The organism is Paenibacillus sp. ALE2 (genome assembly GCF_054113385.1).
Genome location: NZ_CM134213.1, coordinates 2220698 through 2240000 on the forward strand (window position 1 = coordinate 2220698; position 19303 = coordinate 2240000).

Genomic DNA, 19303 nt, shown 5'->3' on the forward strand with positions numbered 1-19303 from the left:
GCGCCTGGTCAAATGAGAATTTTATTTACTCTTCATGATTTACAATACAGTGGGGGGACGGAAACCTTTACTTATAGTCTCGTCAAAGAATTTTTGCGACAAAACCATGAAATCTTTCTTTATTCCACTCGAATTGGTCAGTTAGCAGACAAATATACCGAGATCGGTGTACTTGTCACAGACGAAATCGCTTCTTTGCCTGATGATGTTGACATTATACATGCCCAGCATCGTGCAGAAGCAATCTCCGTTTATTATAAATATCCTTCTGTACCTATGGTATTCACATCGCATGGCATTATTCCATGGCAAGAGAAGCCAGTCTTTATTCCCTCAATTGTCAAGTATGTAGCTGTTAGTGAAGAGGTACAACAACATTTGATTCAAAACTGGAGCATTCATGAAGATCAAATATCCATTATCCGTAATGGAATCGATCAAACCCGGTTTCATCCTAGGACCCCGGCTCATGAAAAACCCGAGACCATTTTGTTATTGTCTAACCGTTATACTTCATATGTTAAAGAGGTTTTGGAAGAAGTAGCCAACAAAGCAAGCATGAAGCTTAACATTGTTGGGCAATCGCACAACAATGTGTGGGAAGTAGAAGAGGAAATTTTGAATGCCGATGTGGTTGTTTCATTGGGACGAGGCATACTGGAAGCCATGAGTTGTGGAAGACTTCCGCTTGTATTTGATTATAATGGCGGCGATGGTATTGTAACACCCGATACTTATTATGAATTCCGTCAGAAGAATTTTTCTGGAAGGATAAACAGTGAAAAGTACAATGCCGATCAAATTATTGAATTAATTCAAAAATTCTATACGCGTGAGATTATTGAAGCCAATTTGGAACTTGCTGTTCAATTCCATGACATTAGAACGATTGCGGAACAGTATTTTGAGCTATACAAGCTTGGCGAGCAAAAAAGAGATAGTATCGTTACGATCGATCCGCAAATTATGGAGTATCTCATAGAAGGATATTCTTTTGCTGGAAAAGAGATTGTACAAAAAGAGAAGAACTTAAAATATTTGCTGGAAGTTAAAAAAGTCAATGAGGCCAATGAAGTCAGATTGAGTGAAAGCCTGACAGAGATGCAAGCTGAGCAAGCAAAACTTATGCAAGATCGAGATGAAGCAGTGAAGCAGCAGGCACAATTAAAATCTGAACTGGAAAAGACGGAAGCAACTTTGAATCGCGAAATTGTTACTTTGACGCAGATGGCAACCAGTAAAGACATTCAAATTCAAGATCTGGAATTTGAAAAAGAAGGGGTTCTTAATCAGCTGGAATTTGAAAGAGAAAGATTTCTTAACCAACTGGATCAAAAAGAAAACAATACAAGATACTTGCTCGAACTCACAAGGGAAAAAGATAAGGAACTGGAAAGTATTTATAGTTCTCGCTCCTGGAAATTGATTGCCAAAGTCAAAAAATATAGAAGATGGGTCAAAAAAGGCATAGCTAATCCAAAATTGGCGATCAAGAAACTGGCTAATCGGAATCAGTCCCTTCCCGCCCCTATTCCTGTGAAAAAATATGCGGAACAACAAGTGAATGGAGATATTCCTCGCATCAGTGTAGTCATTCCTGTATATGACCGAACAGATGTGTTGCGACAAAGTATAGATTCGATTTTGAATCAAACGTATCAAAACTTTGAACTGATCATCGTTTGCGATGGTTCTCCGGATGAAACGCTAAAAATCGTAGATGAGTATAAAGATCATGAGAAAGTTCGCATTTTTAAATATTATAACAACAGTGGTAACGCGGTACGTGGACGAAACAAAGCCATTCGTGAGGCGCGCGGAGAATTTCTGGCTTTTCAAGATAGTGATGATATTGCAGAACCAAATCGCCTGGAAATTTCGTTGAATTATATTAATGAATTTAAAGCGGATGTTGTTTATGGAGGCTGGCGAGCTCTTGTGGACGGATCACGCATGATTGATATTAAGAATGGGCAGGAAGTATTAAGTCCAGATTGCGGATATGATGAATTGCTCAAAATGTGTGTCCCTTGCCAAAGTACCGTAATGTTGCGGTTGGATGCTGTCAGAGCCGTAGGTGGACTAAAAACAAATATGCGCTATCGCGAGGACCACGAATTATGGCTCAGAATGGCGTATAAAGGATATAAGTTCAAATCAATACCTTTGATGTTAACTAATCTTAGATTACATGGCAACAACCTGGAACTTTCGTTTAAAGACGACGATAATCACTGGTTTGATCTGATGCTGGAGGAGCACAAAAACATTGTAGTAATGAAGCCTAAGATTGCCTATCTTATTCCAGGATGCGGCATATCAGGTGGTATCGCAGTAGTGTGTCAGCACGCAAACCGTTTGTTAAATCGTGGATATGATGTGCTGCTTATTACTGAGGATATTCATCGAGAGATCAACTGGTTTCCGAACCAAAAAGTTGAGATAATCGGTATTGATGAAGCACCGACTAATTTGGATATTCTTGTTGCAACAGGTTGGAGCACTGCTTATACCATTGCTGATATTCCTGCAAAGAGAAAAGTATATTTTGTTCAATCCGATGAGAGCCGCTTTTATCCTGCAGGGTCTTTTGAAAGTCAAAAGGCATGGGATTCATATAAATTCGATTATGAATATATGACGGAAGCAAAATGGATTCAAAAATGGTTGAAAGAAAAGTTTGGTCACGACTCTACCTATGTTCCTAATGGATTGGATGAGAATATTATTTTCCAAACAGATCCAATTACCAAAAAAGGCGATAAAGTAAGGGTACTGCTTGAAGGACCGATCGATATTCCATTTAAAGGGATGGAAGATGCCTTTAATGCTATTAATGATCTGGATTGTGAAGTGTGGTGTGTAAGTTCAGCGGGGAAACCGAAAAAAGAATGGAAATGCGATGTATTCTTTGAAAAGGTGCCAATGGGCCAGATGAATCAAATCTATTCCAGCTGTGATATCCTCGTTAAACTGAGTAGGGTCGAAGGATTTTTTGGTCCGCCTCTAGAAATGATGGCTTGTGGAGGAACTTGCGTAGTTGCAGATGTAACTGGTTATGATGAGTATATTGTCGATAATTATAACGCACTGGTCGTGGAGATCGGGGATGTTGAAGGCGCAAAGCAAGCTGTTAAAAAGCTTATCGAAGATACTGAGCTTAGACAGCGTCTGACTGCGAATGGTAGAAAGACAGCAGAAGAATGGAGATGGGAGCCGAGCATTGACACATTGGAAGAACTGTATTACAAAAATCTTAGTACTGGAAAGGTAGAGGTATGAGAATATTAGTAACCGGAGGAGCTGGATTTATCGCTTCTCATATTGTTGACAGATTGATTGCTGAACAACATGAAGTATGCATTGTTGATAATTTGTCCACTGGAAAGCAAGAAAATATTAATCCTTCGGCTATTTTTTATAATGTGGATATTCGCAGTGAAGAGTTATTGGAAGTGTTTGAGAACTTCAAGCCGCAGATTCTAATACATCATGCTGCCCAGATTAGTGTGTCGCATTCGGTTGCTGATCCTTCACAGGACGCATCGATCAATATTAGCGGGACGATTAATATCTTGGATTGTTGCTATAAAACCGGAGTACAAAAAATTATCTATGCTTCTTCAGCAGCAGTGTATGGCTATCCAGAAGAACTTCCTGTAAAGGAGAGTGCCAAGCTTTCTCCGCTGTCACCCTATGGACTGTCCAAGTTAACACCTGAATTTTATATTCAGTTGTACTCCAATCTTCATGGTCTTAAATATACGATTTTGCGTTACAGCAATGCTTACGGCGAACGGCAGGATCCTAAAGGAGAAGGCGGTGTGATCTCAATTTTCCTGGATAACCTTCTTGCTGGCAAGGAGATTCAAATTCACGGTGATGGTGCTCAAACTCGTGATTTCATTTATGTCAAAGATATCGTTAACGCCAATATTGCGGCTCTTACCAAAGGGGAAAATTGCATTACTAATATCAGCACACAAACAGAAATTTCGGTGAAAGAATTGTTTGAAATGATGCGTAATATACTGGGAATCGATGCTTCCGCTTATTATATGCAGGAGCGCATAGGCGATATTAAATACAGCTCATTAAGCAATCAACAGGCGCAGCTCATCCTTGGCTGGACAAGTCAATTCACTTTATATCAAGGCTTGAAAGAGACAATCAACTACTATCAGAATATTTCTGTTAAATAAACGATATAACTAATAGAAATCGGAGGATTTTTGATGAAAGGTATAATTCTTGCAGGAGGTACAGGCTCTCGCCTCTATCCCTTAACCAAAGTAACGAATAAGCATCTGTTACCTGTGGGGAAATATCCAATGATTTTTCATTCCGTATCCAAGCTCAAGCAAGCTGACATACACGATATACTTATCGTTACAGGTAAAGAGCATATGGGAGATGTCGTTAACCTTCTTGGTAGTGGCCGTGAAATGGGCGTAACATTCACTTATAAAGTTCAAGATGAGGCAGGTGGGATCGCACAAGCCCTTGATTTGGCTGAACAATTTGTAGGTGATGATCAGATGGTTGTTATTTTGGGTGATAATGTATTTGAAGATGACATTGCACCATTTGTGGACAATTTCCGCAATCAAATCACGGGTGCGAAGATTCTTCTTCAGCAGGTACAAGATCCACACCGTTTTGGAGTAGCTGAGCTTGAAGGGGAACGGATTGTATCTATTGAAGAAAAACCTAAAGACCCAAAAAGTAACTACGCTGTAACAGGTATTTATATGTTCGATCATAGCGTGTTTGAAATTGTAAAAACGCTTGAACCTTCAGCTCGTGGAGAACTTGAGATCACTGACGTCAACAATGCATATATTGCTAAGGGAACATTGACATATGATGTTCTCCAAGGATGGTGGACAGATGCGGGAACTCATTCATCTCTTGCGCGTGCTAATGAATTAGCCAAAGATATAGTGTTTGGTGAAGAGTTTGGAAAGCTAAAGATTTAGAATAAAGGGAGGATATGAACGAAATGAAAGTAATCCCTTTGAAACTAGAAGGTACAAAAATTATTGAACCCGTGGTCCATGGTGATCACCGTGGTTTTTTTATGGAAAGCTACAATGAACAAATCATGAAGCAGCATGGAATCAACTATGCTTTTATTCAGGATAATCAGTCCTTATCTGCAGAAGCTGGCGTGATCCGAGGGCTGCATTACCAGCTTCATCCTAAAGCCCAGACCAAACTTATCCGAGTGCTTTCTGGAGCCATCTATGATGTTATTGTGGATATTCGTAAAAGTTCCCCAACATTCGGTCAATGGGTCGGGGTGATCTTAAGCGAGCATAATAGACGTCAGTTACTGGTGCCTAAAGGATTTGCTCATGGGTTCTGTACGCTCGTTCCAAATACTCAAGTGTTGTATAAGGTAGACGAGTATTACTCACCCGAAAATGATCGGGGAATTCTGTGGAATGACCCTGCGCTGGGGATTGATTGGCCAACTTCTCATGCTATTCTTTCAGAGAAGGATCAGAAGCATCCGACATTAAGGGATGCAGACATTAACTTTGATTAGAGTGATAATAGGCGGCTGTTTTGTCGTTCTGTTTCAAAATAACATGTTAAATGTATTGAAGCACGTTTGAGGAGGTATTTATGAAACTTCTTGTCACCGGCGGTGCCGGATTTATTGGCAGTAACTTTGTATTGTATATGTTAAAGCAGCATCCAGACTATGAAATTGTGAATGTGGATGCCCTCACTTATGCAGGCAACTTGGAGAATTTGAAATCGATCGAAGATCATCCCAAGCATACCTTTGTGAAAGCGGATATTACTGATGCACAAGCGATGGATCAGCTGATGCAGCAGGGAATAGATGTGGTGGTGAATTTTGCGGCAGAGTCGCATGTGGATCGGAGTATTTTGGAGCCGGAAGTGTTTGTGAAAACAAACGTACTGGGCACACAGGTGTTACTGGATGTCGCCAAGAAATATAATGTGACCAAATTTGTGCAGGTATCGACAGATGAGGTGTATGGCTCTCTGGGTGAAACCGGATTGTTCACAGAGGAAACTCCGTTGCAGCCTAATAGTCCCTATTCTGCTTCCAAGGCAGGCGGTGACCTGTTAGTTCGTGCATATCATGAAACCTTCGGTTTGCCAGTGAATATCACACGTTGTTCTAATAATTACGGTCCATATCAATTCCCAGAAAAACTGATTCCGTTAATGATCTCACGTGCATTGAGCGACCAACAGCTTCCTGTGTATGGGGATGGCTTGAACATTCGCGATTGGTTGTATGTAGAGGATCACTGTAGTGCAATTGATCTGGTCATTCATCAGGGCCAGCTGGGTGAAGTGTATAATATCGGGGGAAATAACGAGCGGACGAATGTGCATATCGTCAAAACGGTATTGGAGGAGCTAGGCAAGCCAGAATCTCTAATCTCTTATGTGCAGGATCGTCCGGGTCATGACCGCCGTTACGGTATTGATCCGACCAAAACCATGAACGAGCTGGGCTGGAAGCCCAAGCACTCTTTTGAGACTGGCATTAAAGAAACGATTCGCTGGTACTTGGACAACGAGGAGTGGTGGACTCGCATTCAATCTGGCGAATATCAGCAATATTATGCTAAGCAGTATGGTTCCCGCTTAGGTGATGTGTAAAATGAGAATATTGGTTACTGGAGCATCCGGCCAACTCGGTAAGGATGTGGTAAAGGTCTTCCAAGAGCAGGGACATGATGTTGTTGGCTATGATCGGGAACAGCTGGATATTACGGATCTGGACCAGGCGATAAAGATAGTAGGACAATATCAGCCAGAAGCGGTAATCCACTGTGCAGCGTATACAGCGGTGGATGCGGCGGAGACTGATCTTGATACAGCTTATCAAGTAAATGCGGCAGGAACACGTAATATGGTACTGGCTGCAGAAAAAGCAGGAGCTAAACTGGTTTATATCAGTACAGATTATGTATTTGATGGGACAGCCGAGCAGCCTTATCACGAATATGACAATACGAATCCGCAGAGTATCTATGGAAAGTCCAAACGGGCGGGAGAGGTGTTAACCCAGACGCTTTCCTCAAGGTACTTTATTGTTCGGACGTCATGGGTGTATGGGCTGTATGGGAACAATTTTGTAAAAACAATGCTAAAGCTTGGGCAGGAAAAGCCGCATCTTCAGGTTGTGAACGACCAGAAAGGCTCGCCTACTTATACGGTGGATTTGGCACGTTTTTTGGCAGAATTAATTCAAACGGAAAAGTATGGCGTATATCATGCATCCAATAGCGGTTCTTGCACCTGGTACGAGTTTACAAAAGCTATTTTTGAAGAAGCGGTAGACATATTGGATGCTACGATAATTGCCATACTTGAGCCATGCTCGACTGATCAGTTTCCAAGACCGGCAGCGCGCCCAAAAAATTCGGTCATGGAGCATATTGCAATTCGTACCAACGGTTTGAACAATCTTCGTCATTGGCGGGAAGGTTTACATTGTTTTATAAAAGAACTAGCTGATTTTCGAAATGATAATTAGAATGTTAGAAAGATCCCCCTGTAAGCTAGAGTTTGGGGGGATTTTTTCTTGTGCTTAGTAAGAAGGACAGTCTATAGTATAGTAGTCAGGATATATCTTCATTTAGTAAGAGCACGAGAGTGTTTTATAAGGGGGGGATCATCTGCTAACTTTCAGAGTTCAGATCCTATTATCTACTTATAATGGAGAACAGTATATTGACGAGCAAATTTTAAGTTTGATTAGGCAAGAAGGCGTGTCGGTTCAAATATTGATTCGTGATGATGGTTCAACCGATAATACTTTGGAAAAACTAGAGCATCTTAAAAAACTATATCCACAACAAATTGTTATATTTAAGGGTGAGAATAGAGGGGTTGTGCAAAGTTTTTTTGATCTCATGCTAATGTCCTCCAATGAGTTTGATGTTTATGCATTCTGTGATCAAGATGATGTTTGGAATAAGGATAAGTTAATAACTGCGGTATCCTCTCTGAATAAATTTGCTAATAACGTTCCTTTAATGTACTGTTCTGCAACTCAAATGGTGGATCAGTGGCTAACTCCCATGAAAAAATGGCCTGTAGCTCCGCGAAGACCCTTATCTCATTACAATGCATTAATTGAGAACGTATGTGTCGGTTGTACAATGGTATTCAATAAAACCACAATGGAATTGGTGAAGAATAATATTCCGTTAAATGTAAAAAATGTTATCATGCACGATTGGTGGATATATCTGTGTGTTTCATCTTTTGGAAAGGTCGTGTTCGATCCACAGCCAAGCATTCTCTATCGTCAACACCACAATAATGTTCTGGGAGGAGCAGCTGATGGCTGGAAAAGCAAGTGGAGCAAGAGGTGGAATAGATTTATAAACGGAAAAAACCATTATATTTTAAGTAAACAGGCTATAGAGTTTGCGCAAACGTTTCAACAGAGACTTGATGATCAAAAACAACAGGAAATTTCTAGGTTTATTAGTTTTCAAAACAAAAATATAATTAAGCGTGCTATATATATTTTTAGAGCACCATTCTATAGGCAGTCTGTAATTGACAATTTGATTTACAAGTTTGTTTTTATAATAGGTAGATTATAAAATGATTGATGCTTATTTTTTTAATGGGGTATTAAACAGTTAATCTGGTTGGTAATACAAAGATCACTATTTTCGAGCGTATTATAGAGTTGAAATTTCAAAAACTTACTCGGGATTGCCTAATGTTGAAGTTAGGTTAATACCGGATAAAATAGCAATTCATCCTGGAGAAACAAACGATTCTAAAGTGTCTCCTATATAGAAGTAGATTCACAAAAATCTCTTAAAGGACTCGCCTGTACTGTTTCTATGGAATCCCAAGTATTCGATATAGATATTTCTCGATACGAAAAAGTGGTAATTTAGGTTGATAAAGAGGATTATTCGAATAATGGCGATATTACATCTGTCAGATTAATAATCAGTTGGCTTTTTTTGCGTCGAAAGGTTTTTATAAATTATAAAGGTTTCAATTTGAATAAATATGCTATAAAGAAGGGGCTTCTATGTTTAAAACTATAACAATTCTTATACCTGCTTATAATGAAGAAGAAGTTATTTACCAACTTTATTCTCGCTTAACTAAAGTAATTGATTCTATTACTGGTTATAATTTTGAATTATTATTCGTAAATGATGGAAGTAAGGATAACACGGTTGAAATTCTTGGAAATTTAGGTAAGAAGGATAGAAGAATTTCATTAGTGGACCTTTCACGTAACTTCGGAAAGGAGGTTGCGATGATTGCTGGATTGGATTTTTCCGTGGGGGATGCTGTTGTGATTATCGATGCAGATCTTCAGGACCCTCCTGAATTGATTGTTGAGATGATTAAATACTGGGAGCAGGGCTATGACGATGTATATGCGAAGCGGGCAACCAGAGCGGGGGAAACCTGGTTTAAAAAATGGACAGCATCCAGCTTTTATAAATTGCTTCAAAAAATGAGCAGAATTCCTATCCAAGAAAACACAGGGGATTTCCGATTGCTCGACAGGCGTTGTATCGAGGCATTAAAACAGTTGAGAGAAACACAAAGGTATACAAAAGGTATGTTTAGTTGGATTGGATTTAACAAGAAAGAGATTTTATTTAATCGTGATTCTCGTGCGGCAGGAGAAACAAAATGGAATTATTATAAGCTTTTAGATCTGGCTATTGAAGGAATTACTTCTTTCACAACGGCACCCTTAAGATTCTCTGCAATGCTGGGGGTATTTATTTCGATAGGAGCATTTTTCTACATGATTTTTATCATAACTAGGACTCTTATTTTTGGAGGTTCTGTTGCTGGTTATGCTTCACTTATGACAGTAATTTTATTTCTTGGAGGAATACAATTGTTGTCTCTCGGTATTATTGGGGAATATCTAGGCAGAGTATTTAATGAAACCAAAAGTAGGCCACTGTATTTTGTCAAAGAGTATAGAAATGGTAAGGGTGCTATATCGGAACAAAATTATATGGAAAACAGATTCTCTCGGGGTCGGTTATGAAATTAGGTAAGGAGCTTGTAAATTACGTTGTTTTTGGAATTCTTACAACTATTATAAATTTGATTATTTATGCCCTCTTTACAAAAGTATTAGGTGCAGATTATAAGCTTTCTATTACAGTAGCTTGGTTGATATCTATAATATTTGCTTTTGTAACGAACAAGCTATATGTATTTAAAAAAAATAACTCTCAATTAACTTCGTTACCTAAAGAGTTCTCTTTATTCTTCCTTATCAGATTGTCATCTCTTTGCCTGGACTTCATTTTAATGATTGTGCTTATCCAAAATGTAAGGATGGATGATTTTCTAGCAAAAATTATTGTTAACTTTATAGTTATAGCAGTGAATTACTTGGCAAGCAAATACTTGGTATTTATGAAAAGAACAAGTGACTAAATTATTAGAAATTATCACGATTTTCTAATTAATTACAGGGTTTTCTGAATACAATTAAGATGAGTCAATTCCATATAAGTATAGCAAGTGCTCTTTCTGCGGATGGCTTTCTAATTAACTACGTTAAATTATAATGCTGGTGGCTCATGATGGTTTATTGCGTAATGGTGTATATTATCATTTTACGCGGAATCAGCATGGGCTTTTCTTTGCTCTTAAAATACTCCATATGTCATACTACTACAATCTAGATTGGAAACATAAGTAATATTTTCTGCATAATAATAAACAAGCTCTGAAGTTCAATACTTATGGCGAATCGTAATTCATCGGTGGGTTTTTGTTAATTCAGTGGGGATTAAATGAAAATATAAAGCTTCATTTTGATAATTGTTCAAGCTTATACTTTTTTATTAGACATAACTATTTTATTGAAATACCATCGAATGCATGTTCCTTTTTGGAAATATATAGTATAATTGAAACGTGCAACCGATAGAGCTGACAAGGGCGGTCGGCTAACTCTCCCGAGGAGGGGGGTGAAGCCTGTGACAGTGTTTGAGGCGCTCAGTTTAATGCTGACGTTCGGGGCGTTAATCGTCACACTGTTAGAGTTTAACAAACGAAAATAGACCGCCCCCGCAAGGAAGGGTCTATTTTCGGCCTGATTGTTCCAAAACCGTCCGCTCTTGGAGCGTTGGTTGCGCGGGGCTGGCTGGCACCAGCCCTTTTTCCATGTATATCTTACCACGATGAAATTTAGACCTCAACCGAGGATTTTACAAAAATCTAATAATCGACTTCCAATGAACAATATATAGTTCCAAATGGTTTCGTTTGTCTATATTTGCACTTTGGAGCAGTTGGAATCGAATTTTGCGAAATTCTACTAACTATGCAAGGTTACAAGTTATGTGCTTTTTTGCGCCCCGTGGTCTGCACGGTATGCTATAATAGGCGATAGTAGAATAGATTACTGAATTTGTCAGGAGCGTTTTAAATATGGATGTAAGCATACTGGTCGTCAACTATAATACATGTCGATTGACGCTGGATTGTTTGCAGTCGGTGTATGCGTCAAAGACGCAGTATCGATATGAAGTGATTGTTATCGATAATCACTCCAGTGACGGGTCTGTTGAGGCTATTCGTGCTGCATACCCTGAAATTATGTTGATAGCCAATAAGGATAATATAGGGTTTGCCAAGGCGAACAACCAGGGCATGGAAGTAGCTAGCGGGCGTTATGTATTGCTGTTGAACTCCGATACGTTGGTGCAGCCGGATACGCTGGATACAATGATTCAATTTATGGATACACATCCGGAGATGGGGGCCTCGGGTTGTAAGGTCATCCTGCCGGATGGCTCGCTAGATAAGGCTTGTAAGCGAGGGTTTCCAACGCCGTCTGCGTCTTTTTACTATGCTTTCGGCTGGTCGAAGCGTTACCCGGATAACCCGAAGTACAACCAATATCAGCTTGGGCATCTAAGCCCGGATGATGAGTATCCTGTGGATGTACTGGTTGGGGCTTTTATGCTGGTGCGTCGGGAGACGATTGATCAGGTCGGAGGATTGGACGAAACCTTTTTTATGTATGGTGAGGATATAGACTGGTGTTATCGGATTAAACAAGCTGGTTGGGGCATTTACTACTACCCACGCACATATATTATTCATATCAAAGGAGGCAGCGCTCGCCGTCGTCCTTTGAAAATTATTTATGAGTTTCATAGAGCTATGTGGGTATTCCATCGAAAGCATTATAAGCAGCAGTACAGCTGGTTCACCAACATGGCTGTATATGCGGGAATTACGGTGAAGTTTGGGATGGCTTTTCTAAAAAATAAGTTATCTGCACCGGTTAAGCCGGATGGCGGAGAACAATCTCGTACTGAGGTGAAAGCATGATACGCAGAAATCAGCGTTTTTTAACCCAATTATATATTGTGGCGGATTTCGCGGTCATTCAGTTATCCTTTCTGATCGCTTGGTTTTTCAAATTTGAAAGTGAATGGATCACTTATAAAGAGCCACTTCCTATTCAAGTATATGGAGGGTGGAGCTTAATATACGGTCTGATTGCCGTAGTGCTGGGAATGTTATTCTCGCTCTATTCACCAAAACGCAAAAAGAGGTTTGCAGATGACGTGTTTCGCGTCACACAGATTCATATTGTGGGCCTGTTTGTGCTGTTGAGTGTGATGTTCTTCGTGAAGCAAATCGACATTTCGCGGTCTTATCTGGCGATCTATATGATTGGTAATGTACTGATTATTTTGTTTTATCGATATTTTTTGAAGCAAGTTCTTAAAGTCCTCCGTCAAAAAGGATACAATAAGCAATTCATGCTCATACTTGGAGCGGGTTCTTTGGGCCAACGATTTTATCATAATCTTGGACAGTATCCTGATTTAGGCTATGAAGTAGTGGGATTTCTGGATGATAAACGGCATTGGAGTGAAGAGGAAGAGGCCCATTTTCGCCCGATTCTTGGAGGATTAGATCAGTTGGAGGCAACGCTGTCGCGCCTGATGATTGATGAGGTCATTCTGGCGCTGCCGCTGGATGCTCATGATAAGTATCCCAAGATTATCAACATGTGTGAAAAGGCTGGAGTGCGCACGCTTATTATTCCCGATTTCTTTGATTATTTGCCGGCACGACCTTACTTTGACAACTTTGCAGGTATGCCGATGATTAATGTACGGGATATTCCACTGGATGTAGCAGGGAATCGATTGTTTAAGCGTCTGTTCGATATTTTATTTTCTTTATTTGCGATTATTCTGACCTCTCCGATTATGCTGGCCGTGGCGATTGGTGTGAAGGTCACGTCGAGAGGCCCCATTATTTTTAAGCAGGAGCGGGTAGGCTTGAACCGTCGCACCTTCCGAATGTACAAATTTCGCTCCATGAAGGTACTGCCGCCTGGAACTGAAGATACGGGCTGGACGACTGCTAATGACCCAAGACGCACACGTTTTGGTACGTTTATTCGTAAAACAAGCCTCGACGAGCTGCCACAGTTTTTCAACGTACTGTTGGGTGATATGAGCGTCGTTGGCCCACGTCCGGAACGGCCCTATTATGTGGATCAGTTCCGTGAGGAAATCCCAAAATACATGGTGAAGCATCATGTTCGTCCTGGAATTACAGGCTGGGCACAGAGTAACGGTTTGCGCGGAGATACATCTATTGAGGAACGGATTAAGCATGACATCTTCTATATTGAGAACTGGTCGCTCTTATTCGATATTAAAATTATTTTTCGCACGATTCGCAATGGTTTCAAAAACGCATATTAATCCAGAGTCACCCTTCGGCTTAGTCGGAGGGTGTTTTTGTGTCTATATAGCTGATTTTTTAGTACAGCTGATATAGGGCTGTTTTGAGTAGGTGTATGTAGGGTATTGACCTGTACGAAAAGGATGTGACACCCTATGAAACGAGTGATTGCTGCAGTTATTCTTTTAATGATAATCGGTACATTTTTACTGGCTTACAAAGGACAATCTACAGAAGAACATACTGGCTTTACCACACACCGTGTGATTTCGCATGCCATGGGAGCCGTTGATGGTTTGGCCTATACCAATGCGCGTGAAGCGTTTGTGGAAAATTATAAAAAAGGCAGCCGTGTATTCGAGGTCGACCTGATGTTTACTTCGGATGGACATTTGGTGGCGCGCCATGAATGGACAGAATCCTTTACCAAACAAATGCAACAGGAATACGCAGTTGCTACAGAGCAGGGCGGAAAGCCTTGGAGCTATCATCAGTTTAAAAACACCCCCATACACGGTTCTTATACTCCACTTGATTGGAAGGATGTATTGGATTTATTGGAAAACTACCCGGATGCCTATATTGTGACCGATACGAAAGAGCATGACCCTGCCCAAATCAAACAGTTATTTGCACAACTGACCCATCAGGCCCAGGAGAAAAATCCCGAACTTTTGTCTCGTATTGTCCCTCAAATTTATAATGAAGAAATGCTGCAAACGTTGCGGAGTATCTATCCTTATACATCCATCATTTATACGCTCTATGCTACAGAAGATACAGATGACCAGATCATTCAATTTGTCCAACAGCATGATATAACAGCAGTAACTTTACCAGAAAATCGCGTGAGTGGTGCCTTAGTGGAAAGTTTGCGTCAGGCAGGGGCAGTGTGCTACGTAAATACGATTAACGAGTTGAAGGACGCCACTGAGTACGAACAGATGGGTGTAAGAGGTTTTTATACTGACGTTTTAACGGAAAATGAACTTCGTAGACGCAGTTGGTTGTATGCGCTGAGACCATGAGCTGTCTGAACTCGGTGTTCCCATTTGATACGAACATTGACACCTTTTAAGCACTGTCATAGACTTAGCATAGAACGCTTTTGGATATTGGAATTCGGCTCGTCTGGATGATGACAAAAGCAATGGATGCTGGAGGAATGTGTGTTGGCAGATTCAATTCAATCATGGAGGCATGTATTTAAGCTTGATCCTGACAAGGAACTGAATGATGAGGCGCTTGATGCCGTGTGTATGTCTGGTACAGACGCTATTATGGTGGGAGGTTCATCAGGCGTAACCTATGAAAATACGGTGGATTTGCTGTCGCGGGTTCGGCGTTATGAGGTGCCGTGTGTGCTTGAGGTATCCGATCTGGAAGCTGTGGTGCCGGGGTTTGATCTGTATATGATTCCCATGGTGCTGAATACCGCTGACAGTAATTGGATTATGGGGCAGCACCAACGTGCGATTGAGCAATTTGGTTATATGATCCCTTGGGATTTGCTTGTGACGGAAGGATATATTGTTTTGAACGGTGATTCCACCGTCGCTAAGCTTACTGGTGCGGAAACTTCGCTGAGTGCTTCTGCTGCCGCTTCATATGCACAGATTGCTGACAAGCTTATGCATCTACCGATTGTATATGTGGAATATAGCGGTGTCTTTGGAGATATGGAACTGGTACAACAAATACATCGCGGTACGGAGCGATCTCGTGTTTTATACGGAGGAGGGATCGTGGATAAAACTACCGCGTTACAAGCAGCAGCTGTTTGTGACACCATTGTAGTAGGAAACATTATTTATCGTGATTTGGCGAAAGCGTTGGAGACGATAGCTGTGAAATTGGAAGTATAGAGCGTGAATATATGAAAGCTTAGGGAAAGGAGCATGCACGCATGCAATCAATAGATATACACGAGGCGGTAGCTCGCCTTAATCAGCCTCAGCGTCAGGCCGTGGAGGCGGTAGATGGTCCTCTGCTAATTATGGCTGGCGCAGGCAGTGGTAAGACACGGGTGCTCACGCACCGAATAGCTTACCTCATTGCGACCCGCAAGACGGCTCCATGGGGGATTTTGGCGATTACCTTTACGAACAAGGCCGCGCGTGAAATGCAGGATCGCGTATCCAAGCTGATTGGTCCGCAGGGGAAAGATGTGTGGGTATCCACCTTTCACTCTATGTGTGTGCGTATTTTACGCCGGGATATCGAGCGGATCGGATTTACCTCCAATTTCAGCATCTTGGATTCTACGGATCAATTGTCTGTCATCCGAAGCTGTATGAAGGACCTGAATATAGATACCAAAAAGTTTGAACCCAAAGCGGTTCAGTCTATGATGAGTACGGCTAAAAATGAACTGGTCACTCCCGAAATGTATGAGCGCAAGATTGGCGATTATTTTGAAGGAATTGTGGCGAAGGTATATACCAAGTACCAACAACAGCTCAGAAACAACAACTCTCTTGATTTTGATGATTTGATTATGGCAACGATTCAGCTCTTTAAAGAAGTGCCCGAGGTGCTTGATTTCTACCAGAAGAAATTTCAATACATTCATGTTGATGAATATCAGGATACGAACCGTGCGCAGTACATGTTGTGCAAAATGCTGGCTGACAAGCATCATCGGCTATGTGTTGTAGGTGACAGCGACCAATCCATCTATCGGTGGCGGGGTGCGGATATTAGCAACATTTTGAACTTTGAAGAGGATTACCCGGAAGCACGCACGATTTTGCTGGAGCAGAATTATCGCTCAACTTCAAATATTCTTAATGCAGCTAACGAAGTCATTGGCCAAAACACAGGCCGCAAGCCAAAAAAACTATGGACCGACAAAGAAGGCGGCGCCAAGATTAAGGTTTATCGTGCTGACTCCGAGCATGACGAAGGCTATTTTATCGCCTCAGAAATTCATAAGAATATTAAGGCGGGCAAAACCTATAGCCATCATGCCATTTTGTACCGTACGAATGCCCAGTCTCGGGTGGTCGAGGAAATTTTGATCAAATCGGATATTCCTTACCAAATCGTGGGCGGAATCAAGTTCTATGATCGTAAAGAGATTAAGGATTTGCTGGCGTATCTTCGCCTACTGTCCAATCCTGACGACGATATCAGCCTGATCCGAATCATTAATGTACCCAAACGAAGCATCGGCGACACAACGGTTGGCAAATTACAGGCAGCCGCGGCGGAACGTGGGGTTTCGATTTTCCGTGTGCTTCAAGTGGTTGATGATTTGGGCTTTGCTGGACGCACGCGCAATGCGCTTGTAGAGTTTTACGATATGATTGAAGGTTTAAGTCGGATGGTGGATTACCTGTCAGTTACTGAGTTGACCGAAAAAATGCTGGAAACCACCCAATATCGATTGGAACTACAAAACGAGAATACACTCGAGTCACGCTCGCGTTTGGAGAATATTGATGAGTTTCTGTCGGTAACTATGGAATTTGAAAAAGGGACGGAAGACAAGTCGCTTGTCTCCTTCCTGACCGATCTTGCTCTCATTGCCGATATTGATTCCATGAATGACGATGAAGAGGAGCAGAGTGATGCGGTTGTATTAATGACCATGCATAGCGCCAAAGGACTGGAGTTTCCTATCGTATTTATCGTTGGTATGGAGGAAGGGGTATTCCCTCACAGCAGGGCCTTTTTGGATAATGAAGAGCTGGAGGAAGAGCGTAGATTGGCGTATGTCGGGATTACCCGTGCTGAGGAGCAGTTGTTCCTCACATGCGCTCAGATGCGCACTCTGTTTGGACGTACCACAGCTAACCCGCCTTCCCGCTTTCTCGAAGAGATTCCGGATGAGTTAAAAGAGGATACGGTCATCAAGCGTGATCGTTACCGTCGTTCAGGCAATGTAGGCGGATCTTATGGTGGTCGCGGACTGGGCAAAAGCAGTGGCAGCAACTTTGGTGGAGAGCGCTCGCTTGATACGATGAGCCGTAGTGGCTCGTCTGCTTCCGCGTCGCCCCGCGTAACAGTGACCACTTCCTCACCTGCAAAACCAACTCCGTCTGTTGCGACAGGGGGGGCATCCATTTTTGCTGCCGGAGACAAGGTACAGCATGGCAAGTGGGGAATTGGAACCATTGTAGCTGTAAAAGGAACAGGCAATGATATGGAGCTTCAGATTGCTTTCCCGGCTCCAGTAGGGGTTAAACGACTGTTAGCTGGCTTTGCACCGATTACAAAAGTAGAATAATCTTAAATATTATTAAATCTCGAACCTCATAGGGCAGCTTGGCTAAGGCCTCTGCCCTAATGAAGTTCCCGGAGGGATACGCCTGCATGAACCCAATGCACAGGATGGAGCAGCTTGTTGCTGAACTGAACACATATAACTATCACTACTATACATTGGATGATCCCCAGATCAGCGACAAAGAATATGATGTGCTTTATGACGAACTGGTAGCGCTTGAACAGACAAGCGGTCTTGTACTGCCGGATTCGCCAACACAACGTGTGGGCGGGGAGATCCTCAAGGGCTTCACACCGCATCGCCATCTCGCTCCATTATGGAGCCTTGATAAAGCTCAGAATATGGAGCAGCTGCGTGCATGGAATGCGCGTGTCGTGAAGCTAGTCAATGATTACAATACCAAGAACCCAGAGCAACCTTTGCCATCCCCCGGCTATGCGATAGAACTAAAATTTGATGGACTGACGCTGAACCTGACATACACGGCTGGACAACTGGTGCAGGCTTCCACACGTGGTAATGGTGTGGTAGGTGAGGGGATACTGGCACAGGTCAAGACGATTAAATCCGTGCCACTTACAATTCCTTTTCGAAATGGAACAATTGAAGTGCAGGGAGAAGGAATCATGAATCTTTCTGTACTGTCCAAATATAATGAGACTGCCGCGGACCCACTTAAAAATGCACGAAACGCTGCAGCTGGTGCTTTGCGCAACTTGAATCCCAAAGTGACAGCAGAACGCCGACTGAATGCATTTTTCTACAACGTGGGATATGCAGACGGTATCCAGTTTAACAGCCACCAGGAGATGATGACCTTCCTGCGCGAAAATCATTTCAAGGTAAACCCATACTTGACTTACTTTGATAATTTTGATGATGTAATGGAGCAGCTGATTGAGATTGAGGAATCCCGTGCAGGATTGGACTATCTTATTGATGGGGCAGTATTGAAAATTACAGATATGCGCACACGTGAGGTTCTTGGATATACTGATAAATTCCCACGCTGGGCGGTGGCCTATAAGTTCGAAGCAGAGGAAACGACTACGGTCCTTAACTCAGTCGAGTGGAATGTAGGAAGAACCGGGAAGATCACTCCACTGGCTAGGGTAGAACCGGTAGAGCTGGCGGGAGTCACTGTACAAAATTGTACGCTGAACAATGCTGGTGACATCGAGCGTAAAAACTTGAAGTTTGCTTTGGGGGCACGTGTGTTTATTCGTCGCTCAAACGATGTTATTCCTGAGATTTTGGGAAAAGTAACATCTGAGAACGATGGAGAGGAAATTGTGGTTCCAGATCATTGTCCAGCTTGTGGGTTTCCGCTGCAGCAGC

The 19303-nt window shown here is 41.9% G+C and carries 16 protein-coding genes (1 of these 16 only partly in view); all 16 read left to right on the top strand.

All coding sequences use genetic code 11. The features are described from left to right. The first annotated feature begins 12 nt into the window (after positions 1 to 12). Positions 13 to 3282, top strand: a complete 3270-nt coding sequence (locus ACXHJ1_RS09580; protein WP_290402625.1) for a glycosyltransferase — start codon at positions 13 to 15, stop codon at positions 3280 to 3282. After that, complete coding sequence (locus tag ACXHJ1_RS09585; RefSeq protein WP_290402626.1) at positions 3279 to 4202, top strand: NAD-dependent epimerase/dehydratase family protein; 924 nt, start codon at positions 3279 to 3281, stop codon at positions 4200 to 4202. Before ACXHJ1_RS09580 ends, ACXHJ1_RS09585 begins: the two co-directional genes overlap by 4 nt. Positions 4203 to 4235: 33 nt before the next feature. Next, positions 4236 to 4979: a sugar phosphate nucleotidyltransferase gene (locus ACXHJ1_RS09590; protein WP_107733875.1), complete on the top strand. Its 744-nt coding sequence runs from the start codon at positions 4236 to 4238 to the stop codon at positions 4977 to 4979. A gap of 23 nt (positions 4980 to 5002) precedes the next feature. Then, a complete protein-coding gene (gene rfbC, locus ACXHJ1_RS09595; RefSeq protein ID WP_457906008.1) occupies positions 5003 to 5551 on the top strand; it encodes a dTDP-4-dehydrorhamnose 3,5-epimerase in 549 nt (182 codons plus the stop codon). A gap of 80 nt (positions 5552 to 5631) precedes the next feature. After that, positions 5632 to 6651 carry a dTDP-glucose 4,6-dehydratase gene (gene rfbB / locus ACXHJ1_RS09600; RefSeq protein ID WP_107733877.1) on the top strand — a complete coding sequence of 340 codons (1020 nt, stop codon included), beginning with the start codon at positions 5632 to 5634 and terminating at the stop codon, positions 6649 to 6651. A 1-nt stretch (position 6652) separates the two neighbouring features. Next, entirely contained in the window at positions 6653 to 7531 is an 879-nt protein-coding gene (rfbD, locus tag ACXHJ1_RS09605; RefSeq protein WP_107733878.1) for a dTDP-4-dehydrorhamnose reductase, read from the top strand. 217 nt (positions 7532 to 7748) lie between these two features. Continuing rightward, positions 7749 to 8612 (top strand): glycosyltransferase, encoded by an 864-nt coding sequence (locus tag ACXHJ1_RS09610; protein WP_457906009.1) that lies wholly within the window; start codon positions 7749 to 7751, stop codon positions 8610 to 8612. Positions 8613 to 9058: 446 nt separating this feature from the next. Further along, a complete protein-coding gene (locus ACXHJ1_RS09615; RefSeq protein WP_290402628.1) occupies positions 9059 to 10048 on the top strand; it encodes a glycosyltransferase family 2 protein in 990 nt (329 codons plus the stop codon). Further along, a complete protein-coding gene (locus tag ACXHJ1_RS09620; RefSeq protein ID WP_165146356.1) occupies positions 10045 to 10446 on the top strand; it encodes a GtrA family protein in 402 nt (133 codons plus the stop codon). Before ACXHJ1_RS09615 ends, ACXHJ1_RS09620 begins: the two co-directional genes overlap by 4 nt. A 575-nt stretch (positions 10447 to 11021) precedes the next feature. Next, positions 11022 to 11078 (top strand): hypothetical protein, encoded by a 57-nt coding sequence (locus ACXHJ1_RS09625; protein WP_413782955.1) that lies wholly within the window; start codon positions 11022 to 11024, stop codon positions 11076 to 11078. Between the two features lie 370 nt (positions 11079 to 11448). Then, on the top strand, positions 11449 to 12357 hold the full coding sequence (locus ACXHJ1_RS09630) for a glycosyltransferase family 2 protein (RefSeq protein WP_457906010.1): 909 nt from the start codon (positions 11449 to 11451) through the stop codon (positions 12355 to 12357). Further along, positions 12354 to 13754: an undecaprenyl-phosphate glucose phosphotransferase gene (locus ACXHJ1_RS09635; RefSeq protein WP_016822991.1), complete on the top strand. Its 1401-nt coding sequence runs from the start codon at positions 12354 to 12356 to the stop codon at positions 13752 to 13754. The genes ACXHJ1_RS09630 and ACXHJ1_RS09635 overlap by 4 nt, the downstream gene beginning before the upstream one ends. Positions 13755 to 13889: 135 nt before the next feature. Continuing rightward, on the top strand, positions 13890 to 14762 hold the full coding sequence (locus ACXHJ1_RS09640) for a phosphatidylinositol-specific phospholipase C/glycerophosphodiester phosphodiesterase family protein (RefSeq protein WP_457906011.1): 873 nt from the start codon (positions 13890 to 13892) through the stop codon (positions 14760 to 14762). 144 nt (positions 14763 to 14906) lie between these two features. Next, the gene (gene pcrB / locus ACXHJ1_RS09645) at positions 14907 to 15599 is read left to right on the top strand and encodes a heptaprenylglyceryl phosphate synthase (RefSeq protein WP_029515238.1); all 693 of its coding nucleotides are present in this window, start codon (positions 14907 to 14909) and stop codon (positions 15597 to 15599) included. Between the two features lie 41 nt (positions 15600 to 15640). Continuing rightward, positions 15641 to 17965: a DNA helicase PcrA gene (gene pcrA / locus ACXHJ1_RS09650; protein ID WP_457906012.1), complete on the top strand. Its 2325-nt coding sequence runs from the start codon at positions 15641 to 15643 to the stop codon at positions 17963 to 17965. An 86-nt stretch (positions 17966 to 18051) separates the two neighbouring features. After that, on the top strand, positions 18052 to 19303 hold the 5' portion of the coding sequence (gene ligA / locus ACXHJ1_RS09655) for an NAD-dependent DNA ligase LigA (protein WP_457906013.1). It continues 764 nt past the right edge of the window; 1252 of the gene's 2016 nt are visible here — the first part of the coding sequence; the start codon lies at positions 18052 to 18054; its stop codon lies beyond the right edge, outside the window.